Here is a 15,048-nt window from a genome sequence, read left to right as displayed (position 1 = left end):
ACCTAGGCGGCAGAGACGCCCATGGCGACGAGCATCCCGAGCAACATCACCAGGCACGACCAGAAACCGACCCGTCCCCCGCGGTCCGCCCTCGCTCCGCCCGCGCGCAGGGCCACCCATCCCCCGACGATCAGCACGCCGATGATCACCATCGAGACGGGCCCGCTCTGCGCGGTCTCCCCGCCGCCGTGGGCGTGCCCGCCGAATGCGAGTGCAAGATACGGAACGGCCATCAGCAGTCCCATCGCGAACGGGTCACCGACGGCGCCACGAACGACATCGCCTCCCCGGCGCCGCGCCCACCCCGCGGCCACCGCCGCCCACGCAAAGTACGCGAACGTCGCGCCGATACCCGCCAGCGAGGCGTGGCCGGCGAACAGGACCGGCACCATGAGCGCCAGCATTCCCGCGGCCGTCGCCATATGGACGGCGACGCCCGTTCGCGAAGGCGAACCCTCGCGAACGGGCGCCACCGGAGCAGCCGCCAGGGTCGTCAGGCCGTCCACACCGTCTTCGCGTTCACGAACTCGCGGATGCCGAACGAGCCGAGCTCGCGCCCGTAGCCGGAGTCCTTCACGCCGCCGAACGGCAGCCCGAAGAACGACGCGGAGTTGCCGTTCGCGAAGACGCTGCCGAACTCCAGCTCCTTCTGCAGCCGAGCGATCTCGTCGGCATCCGTCGACCAGACGCCCGCGGCGAGACCGAAGTCCGAGTCGTTCGCCGCGGCGATGGCCTCATCGATCGACGCGACCTTGTACACGCACGCGACAGGGCCGAAGCACTCCTCGCGGAAGATGCGCATCTCGGGCGTCACGTCGGTGAGCACCGTCGCCGGGTAGAACCAGCCGGGTCCGTCGGGCAGCTCGCCACCGGTCCGCACCGTGACGCCCTTGGCGACGGCATCCGCCACCAGCTCGTGCGCGTCGGCGCGCACCTGCGCGGTCGCCATCGGGCCGAAGCCCGTGCCCTCTGCCCGCGGGTCGCCGGCGGTGGTCGCGCTCATGTGCGACACGAAGGCCTCGAGCCACTGGTCATAGACGTCGGCGTGCACGAAGAACCGCTTGGCGCAGATGCACGACTGGCCGCTGTTCTGCGTGCGCGAGGCCGCGCCCATCTGCGCCGACCGCGCGATGTCGGCCGACGGCATCACCACGAAGGCATCCGTTCCGCCGAGCTCCAGCACGCTCTTCTTGATGTTGCGCCCGGCCGCCGACGCCACGGCCGCGCCGGCGCCCACCGAACCCGTGAGCGTGACGGCACGGATACGCCGGTCGTCGAGCAGAGCGGATGCCGCAGCCCCCTCGATCAGCAGGGTCTGGAAGGCACCGGCGGGGAACCCGGCCCGCTCGAACAGCTCCCCCAGATACAGAGCGGTCTGCGGCACGCTCGACGCGTGCTTGAGGAGTCCGGTGTTCCCGGCCATCAGCGCGGGGGCGGCGAAGCGGATGACCTGCCAGAACGGGTAGTTCCAGGGCATCACGGCCAGCACGGTGCCGAGCGGCTGGAATTCGACGCGAGCAGCGGATGCCCCGACGGATGCCGCGGGCACGGGCTCCTCGGCCGCCAGGTACTCTTCCGCGTGGTCGGCGTACCAGCGCATGCCGTTCGCCGACTTCGTCACCTCGTACTTCGCGGTGCCGAGCGTCTTGCCCATCTCGAGCACCGCGAGGCCCGCGGCCTGCTCGAGGTCGGCGTCGAGCAGGTCGGCGGCGCGGTGCATCCACTCCGACCGCTCGGCGAAGGTCGTCTGCGCCATGACCGCGTTCGCGGCATCCGCTCTCGCGAGGATCTGCTCCACCTGCTCGGCCGTGTGCGCGGGGAACTCCTGCACCAGCTCGCCGGTGCTCGGATCGATGGTCGCGATGGTCATGATGACTCCTTGAATCGGTGGCGAGGGGTGGTCGGGCCGGCTTACTTGCCGTAGCCCTTGGTGAGACCGGCGATGTACTGCCGGGAGAACACGGCGAAGAGGATGACGAGCGGCACGGCGCCGAGGGTCAGCGAGGCGAGCAGCGCCGGATAGTCGTTCTGGAATTGCCCGACGAACTGCTGTACGCCGAGCGTCACGGTCTGGTTCTCCTTGCTGGGCGCCAGGATCAGCGGGAACCAGAGGTCGTTCCACACCGGCAACATCGTGATCGAGGCGACCGCCGCGATGCCGACCCGCACGATCGGCAGGGTGATCGAGAGCGTGCGCCACTCCCCCGCGCCGTCGATGCGCGCGGCCTCCTTGAGCTCGGTGGGCACCGCACGGAAGTACGTCGTCATCAGTGCGATCGCGAGCGGCAGCTGCATCGCCGTGTAGACGAAGATCAGGGCGGTCAGCGTGTCCATCAGGCCGGTCGACGTCATGATCTTGATCAGCGGCACGGTGCCGAGGCGGATCGGCAGCATGATGCCGACCACGAAGAATCCCGCGAGCACCGGAGTGATCGGCACCGTGTACTCGACCAGCGCCCACGCGGCGAGCGTGCCCAGCACGATGGTGAGGATGATCGTCGTCAGCGTCACGATGAGGCTGTTCTGGTAGTTCAGCAAGAAGTTCCCCCGCGTGAACACGTTGATGTAGCCCTGCAGGTTGAACGTCTCGGCATCCGGCAGCGCGAACGGCGAACCGAAGATCCCCTGCGTCGTCTTGAACGAGTTCATCAGCACGATGAGGATCGGCACGACCGAGAAGATCGACATCACGATCAACACGAGGTGCACGCCGCCCCCGGCGAAGACGTCGGCGAGGCGGCGCGGACGCGTGCGGGGCGCGGATGCCGGGGCGGAAGCCGTCGCCGGCCGGGAAAGGGTGTCGGTGGCCATCATGCGCTCCTAGAGCTCGTAGGACTTCAGTCGGCGCTGCACGACCCAGAAGTAGGCGGCGGTCGTCACCAGGATGAGGAGGAAGATGACCGACGCGACGGTCGCACCGAGGTCGAGGTCGGCGACCTGTCCGCTGGATCCGAAGAACGAGCGGTAGAAGAAGGTGCCGAGGATGTCGGTGGAGTAGTTCGGTCCCGGCGCCGATCCGTTCAGCGCGTAGACGATGTCGAAGCCGTTGAACGTCCAGATGTAGGTGAGGATCACGATCAGCCCGAACTGCGGGGCGATGAGCGGGAACTTGATGCGCCAGAACGCGGTCCACGCGCCGGCCCCGTCGATACGCGAGGCCTCGATCACGTCGTCGGGGATCGCGAGCAGTGCTGTGTAGAGGAAGATCATCGGGATGCCGATGTACTGCCAGACCGACATCAGCGAGATCGTCGGCAGGGCAGTGGACTCGAGACCCAGCAGGGGGAAGTCGACGACGCCCCAGAGCGGGTTGATGATGAGCCGCCAGATGAAGCCGACGATCACGACCGAGAGCGTCGCCGGCACGAACAGCAGCGTGCGGTACAGGCCGACCGAGCGGCGCAGCCGCCCCGACGTGAGCAGCGCCGCCATGAGCAGACCCACCGGCAGCTCGACGAGCAGGTGGATGAGGAAGAACTCGACGTTGTTGCCGAGGGCATTCCAGAACCGGGCGCTGGTGGTCGGGTTCGTGAACAGGTCGACGTAGTTGGCGACGCCGACGAACGCGCTCGTCTGTCCGCTCGACTCGAAGAAGCTGAGGAAGACCGAGCTCAGCAGCGGATAGACCGCGAACGCCACATAGACGACGAGCGCCGGCAGCACGAACATCGCCAGCAGGCGGTACCGGGCGGGGGTGCGGATCATGCGGATGCTCTCCCTCGGGGAACGGGGGGATGCCGGGGGCGGAAGACCCGCCCCCGGCGGTGCCTCACGGCGCGGGCGTGTACCAGGAGTCGAGGCCCTTCTGCAGTTCGGCCGTCGCCTCCTCGGCGGAGAGTCCGCTGTTGAACATGAGCTGCGCGACGCGCCAGATCTCGTCGTCGAGCGGGGGCTGACCGGCGCTCAGACGGTCGAGCGCCAGGCGGGAGGTGAGCTCGGCGCCCTCCTTCAGGTCGGCGAAGTCCTGAGCCAGGGCGTTGTCGTACTTGACCGGCTCGGATCCCATCGAGAAGAAGCCCGGCAGCTTGTTCACGTAGAGCTGCTGGAACTCGCTCGTGCCCAGCCACTCGACGAACTCGGTCGCGGCTTCCTTGTTCTTTCCGGCGGCGTTCAGGCCGAAGGCCATGTCGGCCATCTCCTGCTGGTACCGCTGGCCGCCCTCCTCGGCGGGCGGGGCGCCGAACACCCCGACGTCGAGGCCGGTGGAGGTGACCTGCGTGATCTGCCAGGAGCCGTCGGGCAGGATCGCCGCCTGGCCGAGCGTGAACAGCTGGGTCATGTCCTCGTAGGAGATCGACTCGTAGCCGTTCGGCAGGTAGTCCTTGAACGAGTCGAAGACCTCGAAGCCCTCGACGAACTCGGGGTCGGTGAGCTTCTTCGATCCGTCGATCAGGCCGAGGCGGCCCTCCTCGCCCTTCCAGGCGTTCGGTCCGACCTGGTACAGCATGTTGTAGGCGAGCTGCCAGCCGTCGGCGCTGCCGAGGGCGAGCGGCGCGTAGGTGCCGTCCTCCTTGATCGCGTCGAGCACCTCGACGAACTCGTCCTGCGTCTGCGGGATGTCGAGTCCGAGCTCGTCGAAGATCGCGGTGTTGTAGTAGAAGCCGGCGAGGACGGATGCCACGGGCACGCAGTACGGCGTGCCGTCGTCGCCCTCCCACGCGGCGAGCGCCGACTCCGGGAACGAGCCGATCGCGTCGAGTCCGTCGAGCGGCTCGAAGTAGCCCTTGTCGATCCAGGAGCGGTTCACGTCGAACGGACGGCACATGATCACGTCGGGTCCGGTGCCGCCGTCGATCTGCGACTGGATCGCGGCGTTGTAGTCGTTGGTGTCGATCGGCGCGTACTCGACCTTGATGCCGGGATGGCTCTTCTCGAACGCGGGGATGATGTCGCTCTCCCACATCGCGGCGTCTTCGGTGCGCCAGGTGCCGAGGGTGAGGGTGACCGAGTCGGCATCCTCTCCCCCTCCTCCCGTGGCGCACCCGGCGAGGCCCGAGCGCGAGCGTGGTGACGGCGAGGGCGGCGAGCGGTGCTGTGGCTTTGCGCATCATGACCTTCTCTCTGAAAGGACGCGCGATCTCGGGAGGATCTGCCACACCATTGCGGCGGCGCGTGGTGCTGGTCAGCATATATAGGTCTCAATGCGGTAGCAAGAGGTATGGAAAAATGGTAGACAGTTCTAAGACAAGTGGTATCTTGTGGACAACAGGCCTGAAGGAGGCTCCAGTGATTCGTGTCGGCATCCTCGGCTCCGGGTTCATCGCAGACTCGTACGCCGACTCCCTGCTCGATGTGCGCGACGGGATCCTGGCGGCGAACTTCTCCCGCGACGCCGACCGCGCCGCCCGCTTCGCCGAGCGCTGGAGCAGCCCGCACACCTACACCGACATCGCCGAACTGTGCGCGAATCCCGACATCGACGTCGTCGTGGTGGCCCTGCCCAACGAGGCCCACGTCGAGGCGGTGCGCATCGCAGCCGCGGCGGGCAAGGGCATCATCTGCACCAAACCGCTCGCCCGCACCGGCGCCGAGGCCGCCGAGATCCTCCGCATCGTCGAGGACGCCGGCGTCTGGCACGGCTACGCCGAGAGCTCGGTGTTCTCCCCGAACGTGCAGAAGGCCCACGAGATGGCCCAGGCCGGCGGCATCGGCGAGCTGCTCACGATGCGCGCCCGCGAGGCGCACTCCGGTCCGCACGCCGCGCACTTCTGGGACGCCGAGACCGCGGGCGGCGGAGCGCTGCTCGACATGGGCTGCCACACCGTGGAGTCGGCCAGGCACTTCTTCGGCAAGGACAATGCGGTGACCGAGGTCTTCGCCTGGGGCTCGACCATGGTGCATACCGACAAGACCACCGGAGAGGACACCGCCGTCGCTCTGCTGAAGTTCGCCGGCGGCCAGCTCGCGATCATCGAGTCGTCGTGGACCGAGAAGGGCGGCATGCAGCTGCGCCACGAATTCACCGGCACGGCCGGCCGTCTCGTCACCGACACCTCGGTCACCCCGGTCTGGGGCTTCATCGAGAAGCCGGTCGGCTACCTGGTCGAGAAGGCGGATGCCGAGACCGGGTGGGTGCACCCTGTGCCGGAGGAGACCCGCGCCTACGGGTTCTCGCAGCAGATGCGGCACTTCATCGACCACTACGCCGCCGGCACCACGCCGATGGAGACGTTCGAGGACGGCTGGATCGTGAACTGCATCCTCGACGCCTGCTACCGCGCGATGCGCTCGGGCACCTGGGAGCCGGTGCGGCTCGAGCGCTGAACCGCCCAAAACACTGGAAGACAACCGCCATCCGACACCGCCGTCGAAGGACAAGGAGACACCCGAGGATGACCACCACACTGCCGTCCGGCGCGAACGCGCTGCTCGCGACGCTGACTGCCGAGGAGATCGCCGCCAACCGCGCCGCCCTCGAATCCGCGGGGATCGCCTCTGCCGACACGCACTACTCCTACGTCGGCCTCGCGACCCCCGACAAGCGACGCCTCCTCGCGGGTGAGCGGCTGCCGCGACTCGTGCGCAGCTTCCTGATCGACATGGTCACGGGCATCTCGCACGACGTCGTGGTCGATCCCTCCGCGGGCGCCGTGGTCTCCTCCCGTCAGCTCGACCCGCAGGTCGACGGCGCCGTGCCCGTGGTGCTCCGCGAGTTCGGCTACGTCGAGGAGGTCGTGCACCAGGATGAGCGCTGGATCGCGGCGATGGCCAAACGCGGACTCACCGATCTCTCGCAGCTGCGGGTCAACCCCCTCTCGGGCGGCGTGCTCGCCGACGACGAGCGCGGCCGCCGCATCCAGCGCTGCTTCACGTTCGTGCAGCGCACCCCCGACGACCTCGGCTGGGCGCACCCGGTCGATGGAGTCACGGTCATGGTCGACGTGGTCACCGGCGAGGTGCTCGACGTGATCGACTACGTCGACCTCCCGGTGCCGCAGGAGGACGGGAACTACCACCTGGCCTCCTGGCGCGGACCGGATCGCGCGGGGCTGAAGCCGATCGAGATCACCCAGCCGCAGGGCCCGAGCTTCGCGATCGACGAGAACGGCGTGCTGGACTGGGCGGGCTGGCGGGTGCAGGTGTCGTTCGACCAGCGAGAGGGCCTCGTGCTGCACGACGTGTCGATCGCCGACGGCGACGAGCAGCGTTCTGTGCTGTACCGCGCCTCGATCGCCGAGATGGTCGTGCCCTACGGCGACCCGAGCCCGCAGCGCTGGTTCCAGAACTTCTTCGACGGCGGCGAGTACCTGTTCGGCGGCTTCGCGAACTCACTCGAGCTGGGCTGCGACTGCGTCGGCAACATCACCTATCTCGACGCGGTGGTGGCGGGGAACGACGGCGACGCCCGCATCGTCCGTCAGGCCATCTGCATCCATGAGGAGGATGCCGGCGTGCTCTGGAAGCACTCCGACAACTGGAACGGCTCGTCCGAGACCCGCCGCAACCGCCGCCTCGTGGTGAGCTTCTTCATGACCGTGGGCAACTACGACTACGGCTTCTACTGGTACTTCGGACTCGACGGCACCATCGAGTTCGAGGTCAAGGCCACCGGCATCGTCTTCACCTCGGCGCACCCCGGCAAGGGCTACCCGTACGCGACCGAGGTCGCTCCGGGACTCGGCGCCCCGAACCACCAGCACCTGTTCAGCGCGCGCCTCGACGTCGCGATCGACGGCCTCGCGAACGCGGTGGACGAGATCGAAGCGGTCGCGGTGCCGCGTGGCGGGGACAACCCGCACGGCACCGGCTTCACGCAGAGCATCACGCGGCTGCGCACCGAGTCCGAGGCGCAGCGCATCGCCGACAACCTCACCGGCCGCACCTGGTTCATCGGCAGCACCGAGGTGCAGAATCGCCTCGGCGAGCCGGTCGGCTGGATGCTGTTCCCCGAGGGCAAGCCGCTGCTGCTGGCCGACAGCGAGTCCGACATCCACAAGCGCGCGACGTTCACCACGAAGCACCTGTGGGTCACCGCCTACGAGCCCGACGAGCTGTATCCGGCCGGCGATTTCGTGAACCTGCATCCGGGTGGCGCGGGATTGCCGCAGTGGGTCGCGGCGGACCGCTCGATCGACGGCACCGACATCGTGCTATGGCACACGTTCGGTCTCACGCACTTCCCCCGGGTCGAGGACTGGCCGATCATGTCGGTCGACACCTGTGGCTTCGTGCTCAAGCCGCACGGCTTCTTCGGGCGCAACCCCGCTCTCGACATCCCGGCGGCCGCAGACCACTGCGCGATGACGCCGGAACACCACGACCACCACGCCGGGCATTGACCGGACGAGCACAAGGAACGACATGGACGGATACATCAGCTACGCGGAGGCCACCGCAGGTCAGGCCGACGCGCTCGCGACGGCGATCCCGCGCATCGAGGAGCAGGTCAAGGCTCTCGCCGCACGAGGAGCGCTCGGCGAGGTCGGACCGCTCTTCCTCGGCATCGGCGCCAGTCTCGCCGCGACCGCCCCGGCGGTCTGGCATCTGCGTGAGCGCGGCATCACCGCCTGGCGCCTGGATGCCGGGGGCACGCCACTGCCCCTCGCGACCGGCGACCACCCGGTCATCGGCGTCTCGCAGAGCGGCCGCAGCAGCGAGACGATCGCGGCGCTCGAGACCGTCCCCGAGTCGCTCCGCTACGCCGTGATCAACACCGTCCCGTCGCCGCTCGCCGACCTGGCCACCCACCTCGTCGGCCTCGGCTCGATCCCCGACAGCTATGCCTCGACGATCGGCTACACCGCGACGGTCGTGGCGGTCAGCATGCTCGCCGAGGCGTGGGCCGGGGGCACGGTCGATCCCGCCTGGCACGACTTCGCCGCGCTGTTCCGCCAGACTGACACCATGCTCGCGCCCTCCGTCGACCGCGCTGCCGCGCTGATCGCGTCGGCGCCCAGTCTCGACTTCGTCGGCGCCGGACCATCGACGGGTTCCGCCGAGGCCGGTGCGCTGCTGTTCCGCGAGGTCGCGCGCATCCCGGCGAGTGCGATGGGCACACGCCAGTACCTGCACGGCTCGATGGAGTCGGCCGGCGACGGCGCCCATGTGCTGTTCGGCAGCGAGCGCGAGCACCGGGTGGCGCGCACGCTCAGCGCCGCCGGACACCGCGTCGTGCTCGTGACGACCGACGACGTCGAGAGCGCCGACCACCTGGAGGTCGTGCGGCTGACCGACAGCTCCGCCAACGCGAGGGCGGTGCTCGAAGCGCTGTTCCTGCAGGGACTGGTGGCCCGCGTCGCCGAATCGCGCGGGGTCGAGATCGAGGAGTTCGTGTTCCACAACGACGACACCAAGGTCGAGGCCGGAGCGGATGCCGGCGCAGAGCTCGGAGCCGCGCAGTGACCCCACCCGATGACGCCCTCGCTCACGAGGGACTCGTCGTCGGCATGGACGTGGGCGGCACCAAGGCCGCCGTGCGGGCGACGACGGCCGACGGCACACTCGTCGCCGACGTCGTGATGAGCTCGGCGGAGTGGGATGCCGAACCGGCGGATGCCGCAGCGGGCTGGCTCGTGGAGGTGCTCGGGCGGGCTCTGCCCGCGGGCGCTTCGATCGGCGCGCTGGTGATCGGCGCACAGGGGCTGGACAACCCCGAGGTCGCCCATGATCTCGAAGCCGCACTGCGGAGCCGCGGCCATGGCCGGGTGCGGTGCGTGAACGACGCCGCGCTGCTGGTGCCCGCGGCCGGTCTCGACGCCGGACTCGGGCTCATCGCCGGGACCGGAGCGATCGGCGTCGCCGTCGACCCCTCGGGTGCCGCACTCGTCACCGGGGGCTGGGGCTGGGTGATCGGCGACGAGGCCGGCGGCGCCGGGCTCGTCCGCGAGGCCACGAAAGCGGCGCTGCTCGCGCACGACGACGGCGAGCCCGACGACGGACTGCTCGGCGCCCTGCTGGCCGACTTCGGCGTGACGGATGCCGAGCGGCTCGCCCGCGCCGTGAACGACGACCCGACCATGGCGAGCTGGGCTCCGCACGCACCGGCCGTGTTCCGCGCGGCCGATGAGGGCTCCGCTCTCGCCGCCGACGTCATCCGTGCCGGTGCCGAGCACCTCGTGCGCCTGGTCGATCAGCTGCGCCGTCGCGGTGCTGTCGGCGACGCGGTCGTCGCGGCCGGCGGCGTGATCACCGCGCAGCCGCGCCTGGCCGATGCCGTGCGAGAACTGCTGGCGCAGCGGCATCCGGACCTGCGCTTCATCGTCCTGCACGAGCCGCCCGTGGCCGGTGCCTGGTTCCTGGCGAGCCGGCTGTAGACCTTTCGAATCACGCGACTGGTCGCTTTTCACGGATCGAATCGACCAGTTGCGCGATTCGAAGGAGCGGGTTCAGCCGTAGCGTTCCGTGAGCGCCCGGCCGATGGCCGCAAGATGGTCGCGCACGCCGGCGGGCTCGGTGATGTCGAGCCATTCGACGAGGCCGGAGAGAAGCCCCGCGAGCCCGTACTCGCTGGGCCCGTGGATCACGACCGAGATACGCCCGTCAGCGGTGACGCCCATGGTCTCGAGATTGTCGCCGACCGCGAGCCTGAGCTTGTCGATCCCGTCGGGCGCGCAGGTGCCGTGGATCTGGACGCGTGATGTGCGCCGCCGGTCGATGTCGTCGGCGATCTCCCGCCAGCTCTCGGAGAGGTCGACGGCGCCAGGGAGCACGACGGGTTCGTCGGTCGGGGCAGCGGACGAGACCCGGTCGATCCGGAAGGTGCGTCTGCCTCCTTCTGTGTAGGCGACGAGATACCAGGACGGCCCCTTGGCGACGATGCCCAGTGGGTGGACGATCCGCTCGGACTCCGCGCCCTCGCCGTCGACGTAGCCGAGCCGCACCCGCACGCGGCGGATCACGGCGTCCTGCAGTTCATCGAGAAAACGCGGAGGCGGCTGCGCGGCCCGCCTGGCGCCCCACTGCTGCGGGTCGAGGATCAACGAAGATGCCGCGGCCTCGGCCTCGTCCCGGAACGACTCGGGAAGAGCGCGGACGAGCTTGCGGAGCGCGGACCTCACGGCCGGGGTCGCCGTCGAGGCAGGGCCGGCGACGAGGAACAAGGCACGGGTCTCGCTCGCGGTCAGCCCGGAAAGGTCGGTGCGGCCGCCACCGAGCAGCCGCCATCCGCCGGCTCGGCCCTGGATCGAGTAGACCGGAACGCCGCTCTGCGCGAGTGCATCGAGGTCGCGGCGCGCGGTGCGCTCCGATACCTCGAGCTCGGCGGCGACCTCGGCGGCCGTCACCTGTTCGCGGCGCTGCAGCATGAGCAGGATGGCCACGAGTCGATCGCTTCGCATGAGCACAACATTCCCAGATAAACCGGTCATCAGGTGACCTGTTTACCTCCCTAGCGTGAAGAGCATGAACACACTGACTCCTTCCATCCCCTTCCCCGAGCCCACTCTGATCGCCGTGAACGGCGTGACGCTCGAGGTCTTCGAAGCCGGCCCCGAGAACGCCGGCAGGCCCATCGTGCTCTGCCACGGCTGGCCGGACCTCGCCTTCACCTGGCGCCATCAGGTGCCGGCGCTGGTCGCGGCGGGCTATCACGTGATCGCGCCCACCCAACGGGGCTTCGGAGGTTCCTCCCACCCGGCAGAGGTCGAGGCGTACGACGTCGCGCAGTTGGCGGGCGATCTCGTCGCGCTGCTCGACCACTACGGCTATGCGGACGCGACCTTCGTCGGCCACGACTGGGGCGCGATGGTCGTGTGGAGCCTCACCGTGCTGCATCCGACCAGGGTGAACAAGGTGATCTGCCTGAGCCTGCCCTACCCTGCGCGCGGCGAGCGTCCGTGGCTCGAGTTCATGGAGGAGGTGCTCGGCAGCGACTACTACTTCGTACACTTCAACCGGCAGCCCGGCGTCGCCGATGCGGTGCTCGATGCGAATACGGAGCGGTTCTTCCGCAACCTGTACCGCAGGAACGAGCCCCTCCAGGCGCCGCAGCCCGGAAACGCGATGATCGAGCTCGCACTGTCGGACTCCCCGCTCGGGGAACCCCTGTTGAGCGCGGACGAACTCTCCGTGTACGTCACAGCGTTCGAGGAGTCCGGGTTCACCGGCGGCATCAACTGGTACCGCAACTTCGACCGCGACTGGCACCTGCTGGGGGAGGTCGATCCGATCATCCACCAGCCCGCCCTCATGATCTCGGGCGATCGCGACGCGGTCGCGCCATCGCCGAACCTCGCGGAGTTCGTGCCTCACGTCGAGGAGGTCCGCCTCGACAGCGGCCACTGGATCCAGCAGGAGAGGCCAGAGGAGACGAACCGGGCGATCATCGAGTGGCTGAAACGGCACGACGGCACGCCTGGCTGAGGCCCGGCCCTCGGCTCCGCGCGCGACTGGCGAGCGTCAGCGCCCGGAGCCGGTGCCCCGCGTGAAGACCGTGCGGAGGCGGTAGCGCTCTCCCACGTAGCGGATGGTCGACAGAGCGACGACGCGTCCGTCGTGGCCGTGCGCGACCTGGCGCATCACGAGCAGGGGGCTGCCGACCGCGACGCCGAGAGCCTCGGCGGCCTGACCGTCGGCCTCGCGGGCCTCGACCGTGCTGTCGGCGCGCTGGGGTCCGGAGCCGGATTCGTCGAGCAGGTCGTACAGAGAATCGACCGCGAAGTCGATCTTCGAGACGTCGGGCAGCAGAGCCGACGGCACGACCGAGGCGTCGAGGGCGATGGGCACCGCATCCAGCAGGCGGATGCGGTCCAGCCGGAAGATCGGGGTACCGGGGGCGACGCCGATGGCCTCGGCCTCATCGAGGCTGGCATGGCCGGTCTCGGCGCGGAGCACGATCGAGGTCGACTCGAGGCCCATCCGTCGCGCGGTCTCGCTGAAGGATTCCAGGCTGTTGGGCCACTCCTTCGCGACGGGCGCCGAGGCGACGTACCAGCCGCGGCCGTGCGAAGAACTCAACACGCCCTCTTCGACGAGCTGCAGCAGAGCCTTGCGCAGAGTGACCCGGCTGATGCCGAGCTGCGTGCACAGCTCGCGCTCGGGAGGAAGTCGCATGCCCTCGGTGAGCCGGCCCGACGAGATCTCGACCTTGATGAGATTCACGGCCTGAATCCACAACGGCTCCGGGTAGTCCGCACGAATCGGCGACTCACTGATGCTGCTCGTCATCCCTGCCCCCTCGGATGTGTCGTTCACTCTGCACCGTACAGCTCTGTACGTGTGCAGCACGCCTTGGCACCATACCAGTCGCGACCATTCTAAGTCCTCGGCGCTACCGTCACCGGGTGGCCGTGGCCGCGTCCCACTGCGGATCCAGCGGGGGCACCGGATCGAAACCGCTCGTCACCGAGACCGGCCCGCCCGCCTCGATCGACTCCTCGATCGCCAGCATGGTGTCGAGCACATGGAACGCGAGAGCACCGCTTGCCCGCGGATCGCGGTCGGCGCGGATCGCCTCCGCCATCTCGACGACGCCGACGCCTCGCAGCCTCCCCGACGCGTCGGGCATCAGGTCGACCGCTTCGGGCTGCGGCTGCCCCGAGGGCACGAGCACGCTGGGTCCGTCGAAGCCGCTCACCGGCACGGTCAGCGTGCCACCCGACCCTGTGACCTCGAAGAGCTGCCGCCGCACGGGCGAGTCGAAGCTGTAGATCGAGGTGCCGACCACTCCGGAGCGGAAGCGCGTCAGCACGCTGACGTGTGTCCACACCTCGACCGGGACGCTGCTGCCCGCACGATCGCCGTACGGCACGGTGCGCACGTCGAACGCGCGATGGCCCTGCGCCTGCACCGACTCGATCGGGCCGAGCAGCAGCGCCAGCGCGGTCACGTAATAGGGGCCGATGTCGAAGAGCGGCCCCGCGCCTCGGGCGAACAGGAAATCCGGGCGCGGATGCCAGGCGTCAGGCCCCGGTCCCTGCATCAGGGTGAGCACGGTCTGCGGGGTGCCGATGCGCCCGTCGGCGATGAGTCGCTGCGAGTGCTGGATGCCGTGACCGAGAACCGTGTCGGGAGCATTGCCGACCCGCACCCCGGCCGCCTCCGCCGCGTCGAGCACGGCACGGGCGGAGGCCCGATCGAGCGTCAGCGGCTTCTCGCCCCAGACGTGCGTGCCTGCGGCGATCGCGTCGAGCGCGACCTGCGCGTGCACGGCCGGGATCGTGAGGTTCACCACGAGCTCGAGGCCGGGCAACGCGAGCAGCCCTGGGGTGTCTCCAGAGAACGGCACCCCGTACTTCTCGGCCTGCGCGGCAGCTCGGGCGAGGTCGAGGTCGGCCACGCCGATCACCTCGATGCCCGGCGCTGCTGTGAGCGTCGTGAGGTACTCGTCGGAGATGTTGCCGGCGCCGATGATGCCGACGCGCACCGGTCCGCCGGTCATGCCAGCACCCCTTGGAAGAACCGGGTGTTGCGCTCGACCGCGGGCAGCGGGTCGCCGTCGACGACGACCTCCACGACCACGAGCTCGACCATGCGCGCGGCGAGCTCGACGACCTCGCGCATGCGCCCGGTCACCGGCACGCCGAGCGTGGGCGGATCGTCGGGCTCCGGCGGCTCGTCGTTCACATGCACGTATCGGATGCGGGCGCCCAGCCGCGGGAGGAGCTCGAACACGTCGGCGCCCCCGACGCTCGCCCAGTAGGTGTCGAGCTCGAGCACCACCCGATCGTCGAGCAGGTCGACCAGGACCTCCCACGCGGGGCGGCCCTCGATCTGCGCCGCGAATTCGAAGTCGTGGTTGTGATATCCGACGCGCAGGCCCTGAGTATCTGCCTGCTCGGCCGCCAGGTTGATCCGCGCCGCGAGGGACTCGACCCCCGCGCGGTCGTTGAACAGATCGGGCTCCGCCCAGGGCAGGATCAGCGTCTCGACGCCGACCGTGCGCGCCGCGCTGAGCGCCTGGGCGAGCGGCACATCGAGCAACTTGACGTGGGCGGTCGGCGCGGTGAGGCCGGTTCCGGCGAGTTCGCGGGCGAGCTGATCCGGGTCGCTGAGGATGTCGTACGGCTCGACGCGCGCGTAGCCGAGGTCGGCCAGGCGCCGCAGGGTGGCGGGCCGTCGCTCCCCGAGCTCCGTGCGCACGCTGTACAGCTGGATCGAGAGGGCGGTCAT

Annotated in this window: 14 protein-coding genes; 5 read left to right on the top strand and 9 right to left on the bottom strand. The window is 69.3% G+C overall.

Features of this window, described 5'->3' with window-relative positions; all coding sequences use genetic code 11:
* Positions 1 to 2: 2 nt before the first annotated feature.
* The 5 genes from QFZ21_RS14220 to QFZ21_RS14200 form a co-directional block, all read right to left on the bottom strand.
* The gene (locus tag QFZ21_RS14220; RefSeq protein ID WP_307378865.1) at positions 3 to 506 is read right to left on the bottom strand and encodes a hypothetical protein; all 504 of its coding nucleotides are present in this window, start codon (positions 504 to 506) and stop codon (positions 3 to 5) included.
* On the bottom strand, positions 494 to 1,870 hold the full coding sequence (locus QFZ21_RS14215; RefSeq protein WP_307378864.1) for an aldehyde dehydrogenase family protein: 1,377 nt from the start codon (positions 1,868 to 1,870) through the stop codon (positions 494 to 496). Before QFZ21_RS14215 ends, QFZ21_RS14220 begins: the two co-directional genes overlap by 13 nt.
* Positions 1,871 to 1,911: 41 nt before the next feature.
* Positions 1,912 to 2,811 (bottom strand): carbohydrate ABC transporter permease, encoded by a 900-nt coding sequence (locus QFZ21_RS14210; RefSeq protein WP_307378863.1) that lies wholly within the window; start codon positions 2,809 to 2,811, stop codon positions 1,912 to 1,914.
* Between the two features lie 9 nt (positions 2,812 to 2,820).
* Positions 2,821 to 3,705, bottom strand: coding sequence for a carbohydrate ABC transporter permease (locus QFZ21_RS14205; protein ID WP_307378862.1), 885 nt, complete (start codon positions 3,703 to 3,705; stop codon positions 2,821 to 2,823).
* Between the two features lie 64 nt (positions 3,706 to 3,769).
* Positions 3,770 to 4,903: an ABC transporter substrate-binding protein gene (locus QFZ21_RS14200; RefSeq protein ID WP_307378861.1), complete on the bottom strand. Its 1,134-nt coding sequence runs from the start codon at positions 4,901 to 4,903 to the stop codon at positions 3,770 to 3,772.
* A 323-nt stretch (positions 4,904 to 5,226) separates the two neighbouring features.
* On the opposite strand from QFZ21_RS14200, the gene QFZ21_RS14195 reads away from it, so the two are divergent.
* From QFZ21_RS14195 to QFZ21_RS14180, 4 genes are all read left to right on the top strand, one after another.
* Positions 5,227 to 6,264, top strand: a complete 1,038-nt coding sequence (locus QFZ21_RS14195) for a Gfo/Idh/MocA family protein (protein WP_307378860.1) — start codon at positions 5,227 to 5,229, stop codon at positions 6,262 to 6,264.
* A gap of 68 nt (positions 6,265 to 6,332) precedes the next feature.
* Entirely contained in the window at positions 6,333 to 8,279 is a 1,947-nt protein-coding gene (locus QFZ21_RS14190) for a primary-amine oxidase (protein WP_307378859.1), read from the top strand.
* A gap of 22 nt (positions 8,280 to 8,301) precedes the next feature.
* Positions 8,302 to 9,342 carry an SIS domain-containing protein gene (locus tag QFZ21_RS14185; RefSeq protein WP_307378858.1) on the top strand — a complete coding sequence of 347 codons (1,041 nt, stop codon included), beginning with the start codon at positions 8,302 to 8,304 and terminating at the stop codon, positions 9,340 to 9,342.
* A complete protein-coding gene (locus QFZ21_RS14180) occupies positions 9,339 to 10,253 on the top strand; it encodes an N-acetylglucosamine kinase (protein ID WP_307378857.1) in 915 nt (304 codons plus the stop codon). Before QFZ21_RS14185 ends, QFZ21_RS14180 begins: the two co-directional genes overlap by 4 nt.
* Before the next feature lie 72 nt (positions 10,254 to 10,325).
* Here the strand turns inward: QFZ21_RS14180 and QFZ21_RS14175 are convergent, their stop codons facing one another.
* Entirely contained in the window at positions 10,326 to 11,276 is a 951-nt protein-coding gene (locus QFZ21_RS14175) for a YafY family protein (RefSeq protein ID WP_307378856.1), read from the bottom strand.
* A gap of 64 nt (positions 11,277 to 11,340) precedes the next feature.
* Here QFZ21_RS14175 and QFZ21_RS14170 point away from each other — a divergent pair, with 64 nt between their 5' ends.
* Entirely contained in the window at positions 11,341 to 12,300 is a 960-nt protein-coding gene (locus QFZ21_RS14170) for an alpha/beta fold hydrolase (protein WP_307378855.1), read from the top strand.
* A gap of 36 nt (positions 12,301 to 12,336) precedes the next feature.
* Here QFZ21_RS14170 and QFZ21_RS14165 read toward each other — a convergent pair whose 3' ends face one another.
* From QFZ21_RS14165 to QFZ21_RS14155, 3 genes are all read right to left on the bottom strand, one after another.
* Positions 12,337 to 13,104 (bottom strand): GntR family transcriptional regulator, encoded by a 768-nt coding sequence (locus QFZ21_RS14165; protein WP_307378854.1) that lies wholly within the window; start codon positions 13,102 to 13,104, stop codon positions 12,337 to 12,339.
* 109 nt (positions 13,105 to 13,213) lie between these two features.
* The gene (locus QFZ21_RS14160) at positions 13,214 to 14,317 is read right to left on the bottom strand and encodes a Gfo/Idh/MocA family protein (protein ID WP_307378853.1); all 1,104 of its coding nucleotides are present in this window, start codon (positions 14,315 to 14,317) and stop codon (positions 13,214 to 13,216) included.
* Complete coding sequence (locus QFZ21_RS14155) at positions 14,314 to 15,048, bottom strand: sugar phosphate isomerase/epimerase (protein ID WP_307378852.1); 735 nt, start codon at positions 15,046 to 15,048, stop codon at positions 14,314 to 14,316. Before QFZ21_RS14155 ends, QFZ21_RS14160 begins: the two co-directional genes overlap by 4 nt.

This window comes from Microbacterium sp. W4I20 (genome assembly GCF_030816505.1).
In the GTDB taxonomy this organism is placed as follows: domain Bacteria; phylum Actinomycetota; class Actinomycetes; order Actinomycetales; family Microbacteriaceae; genus Microbacterium.
This window is presented reverse-complemented; position numbering and strand designations above follow the sequence as displayed.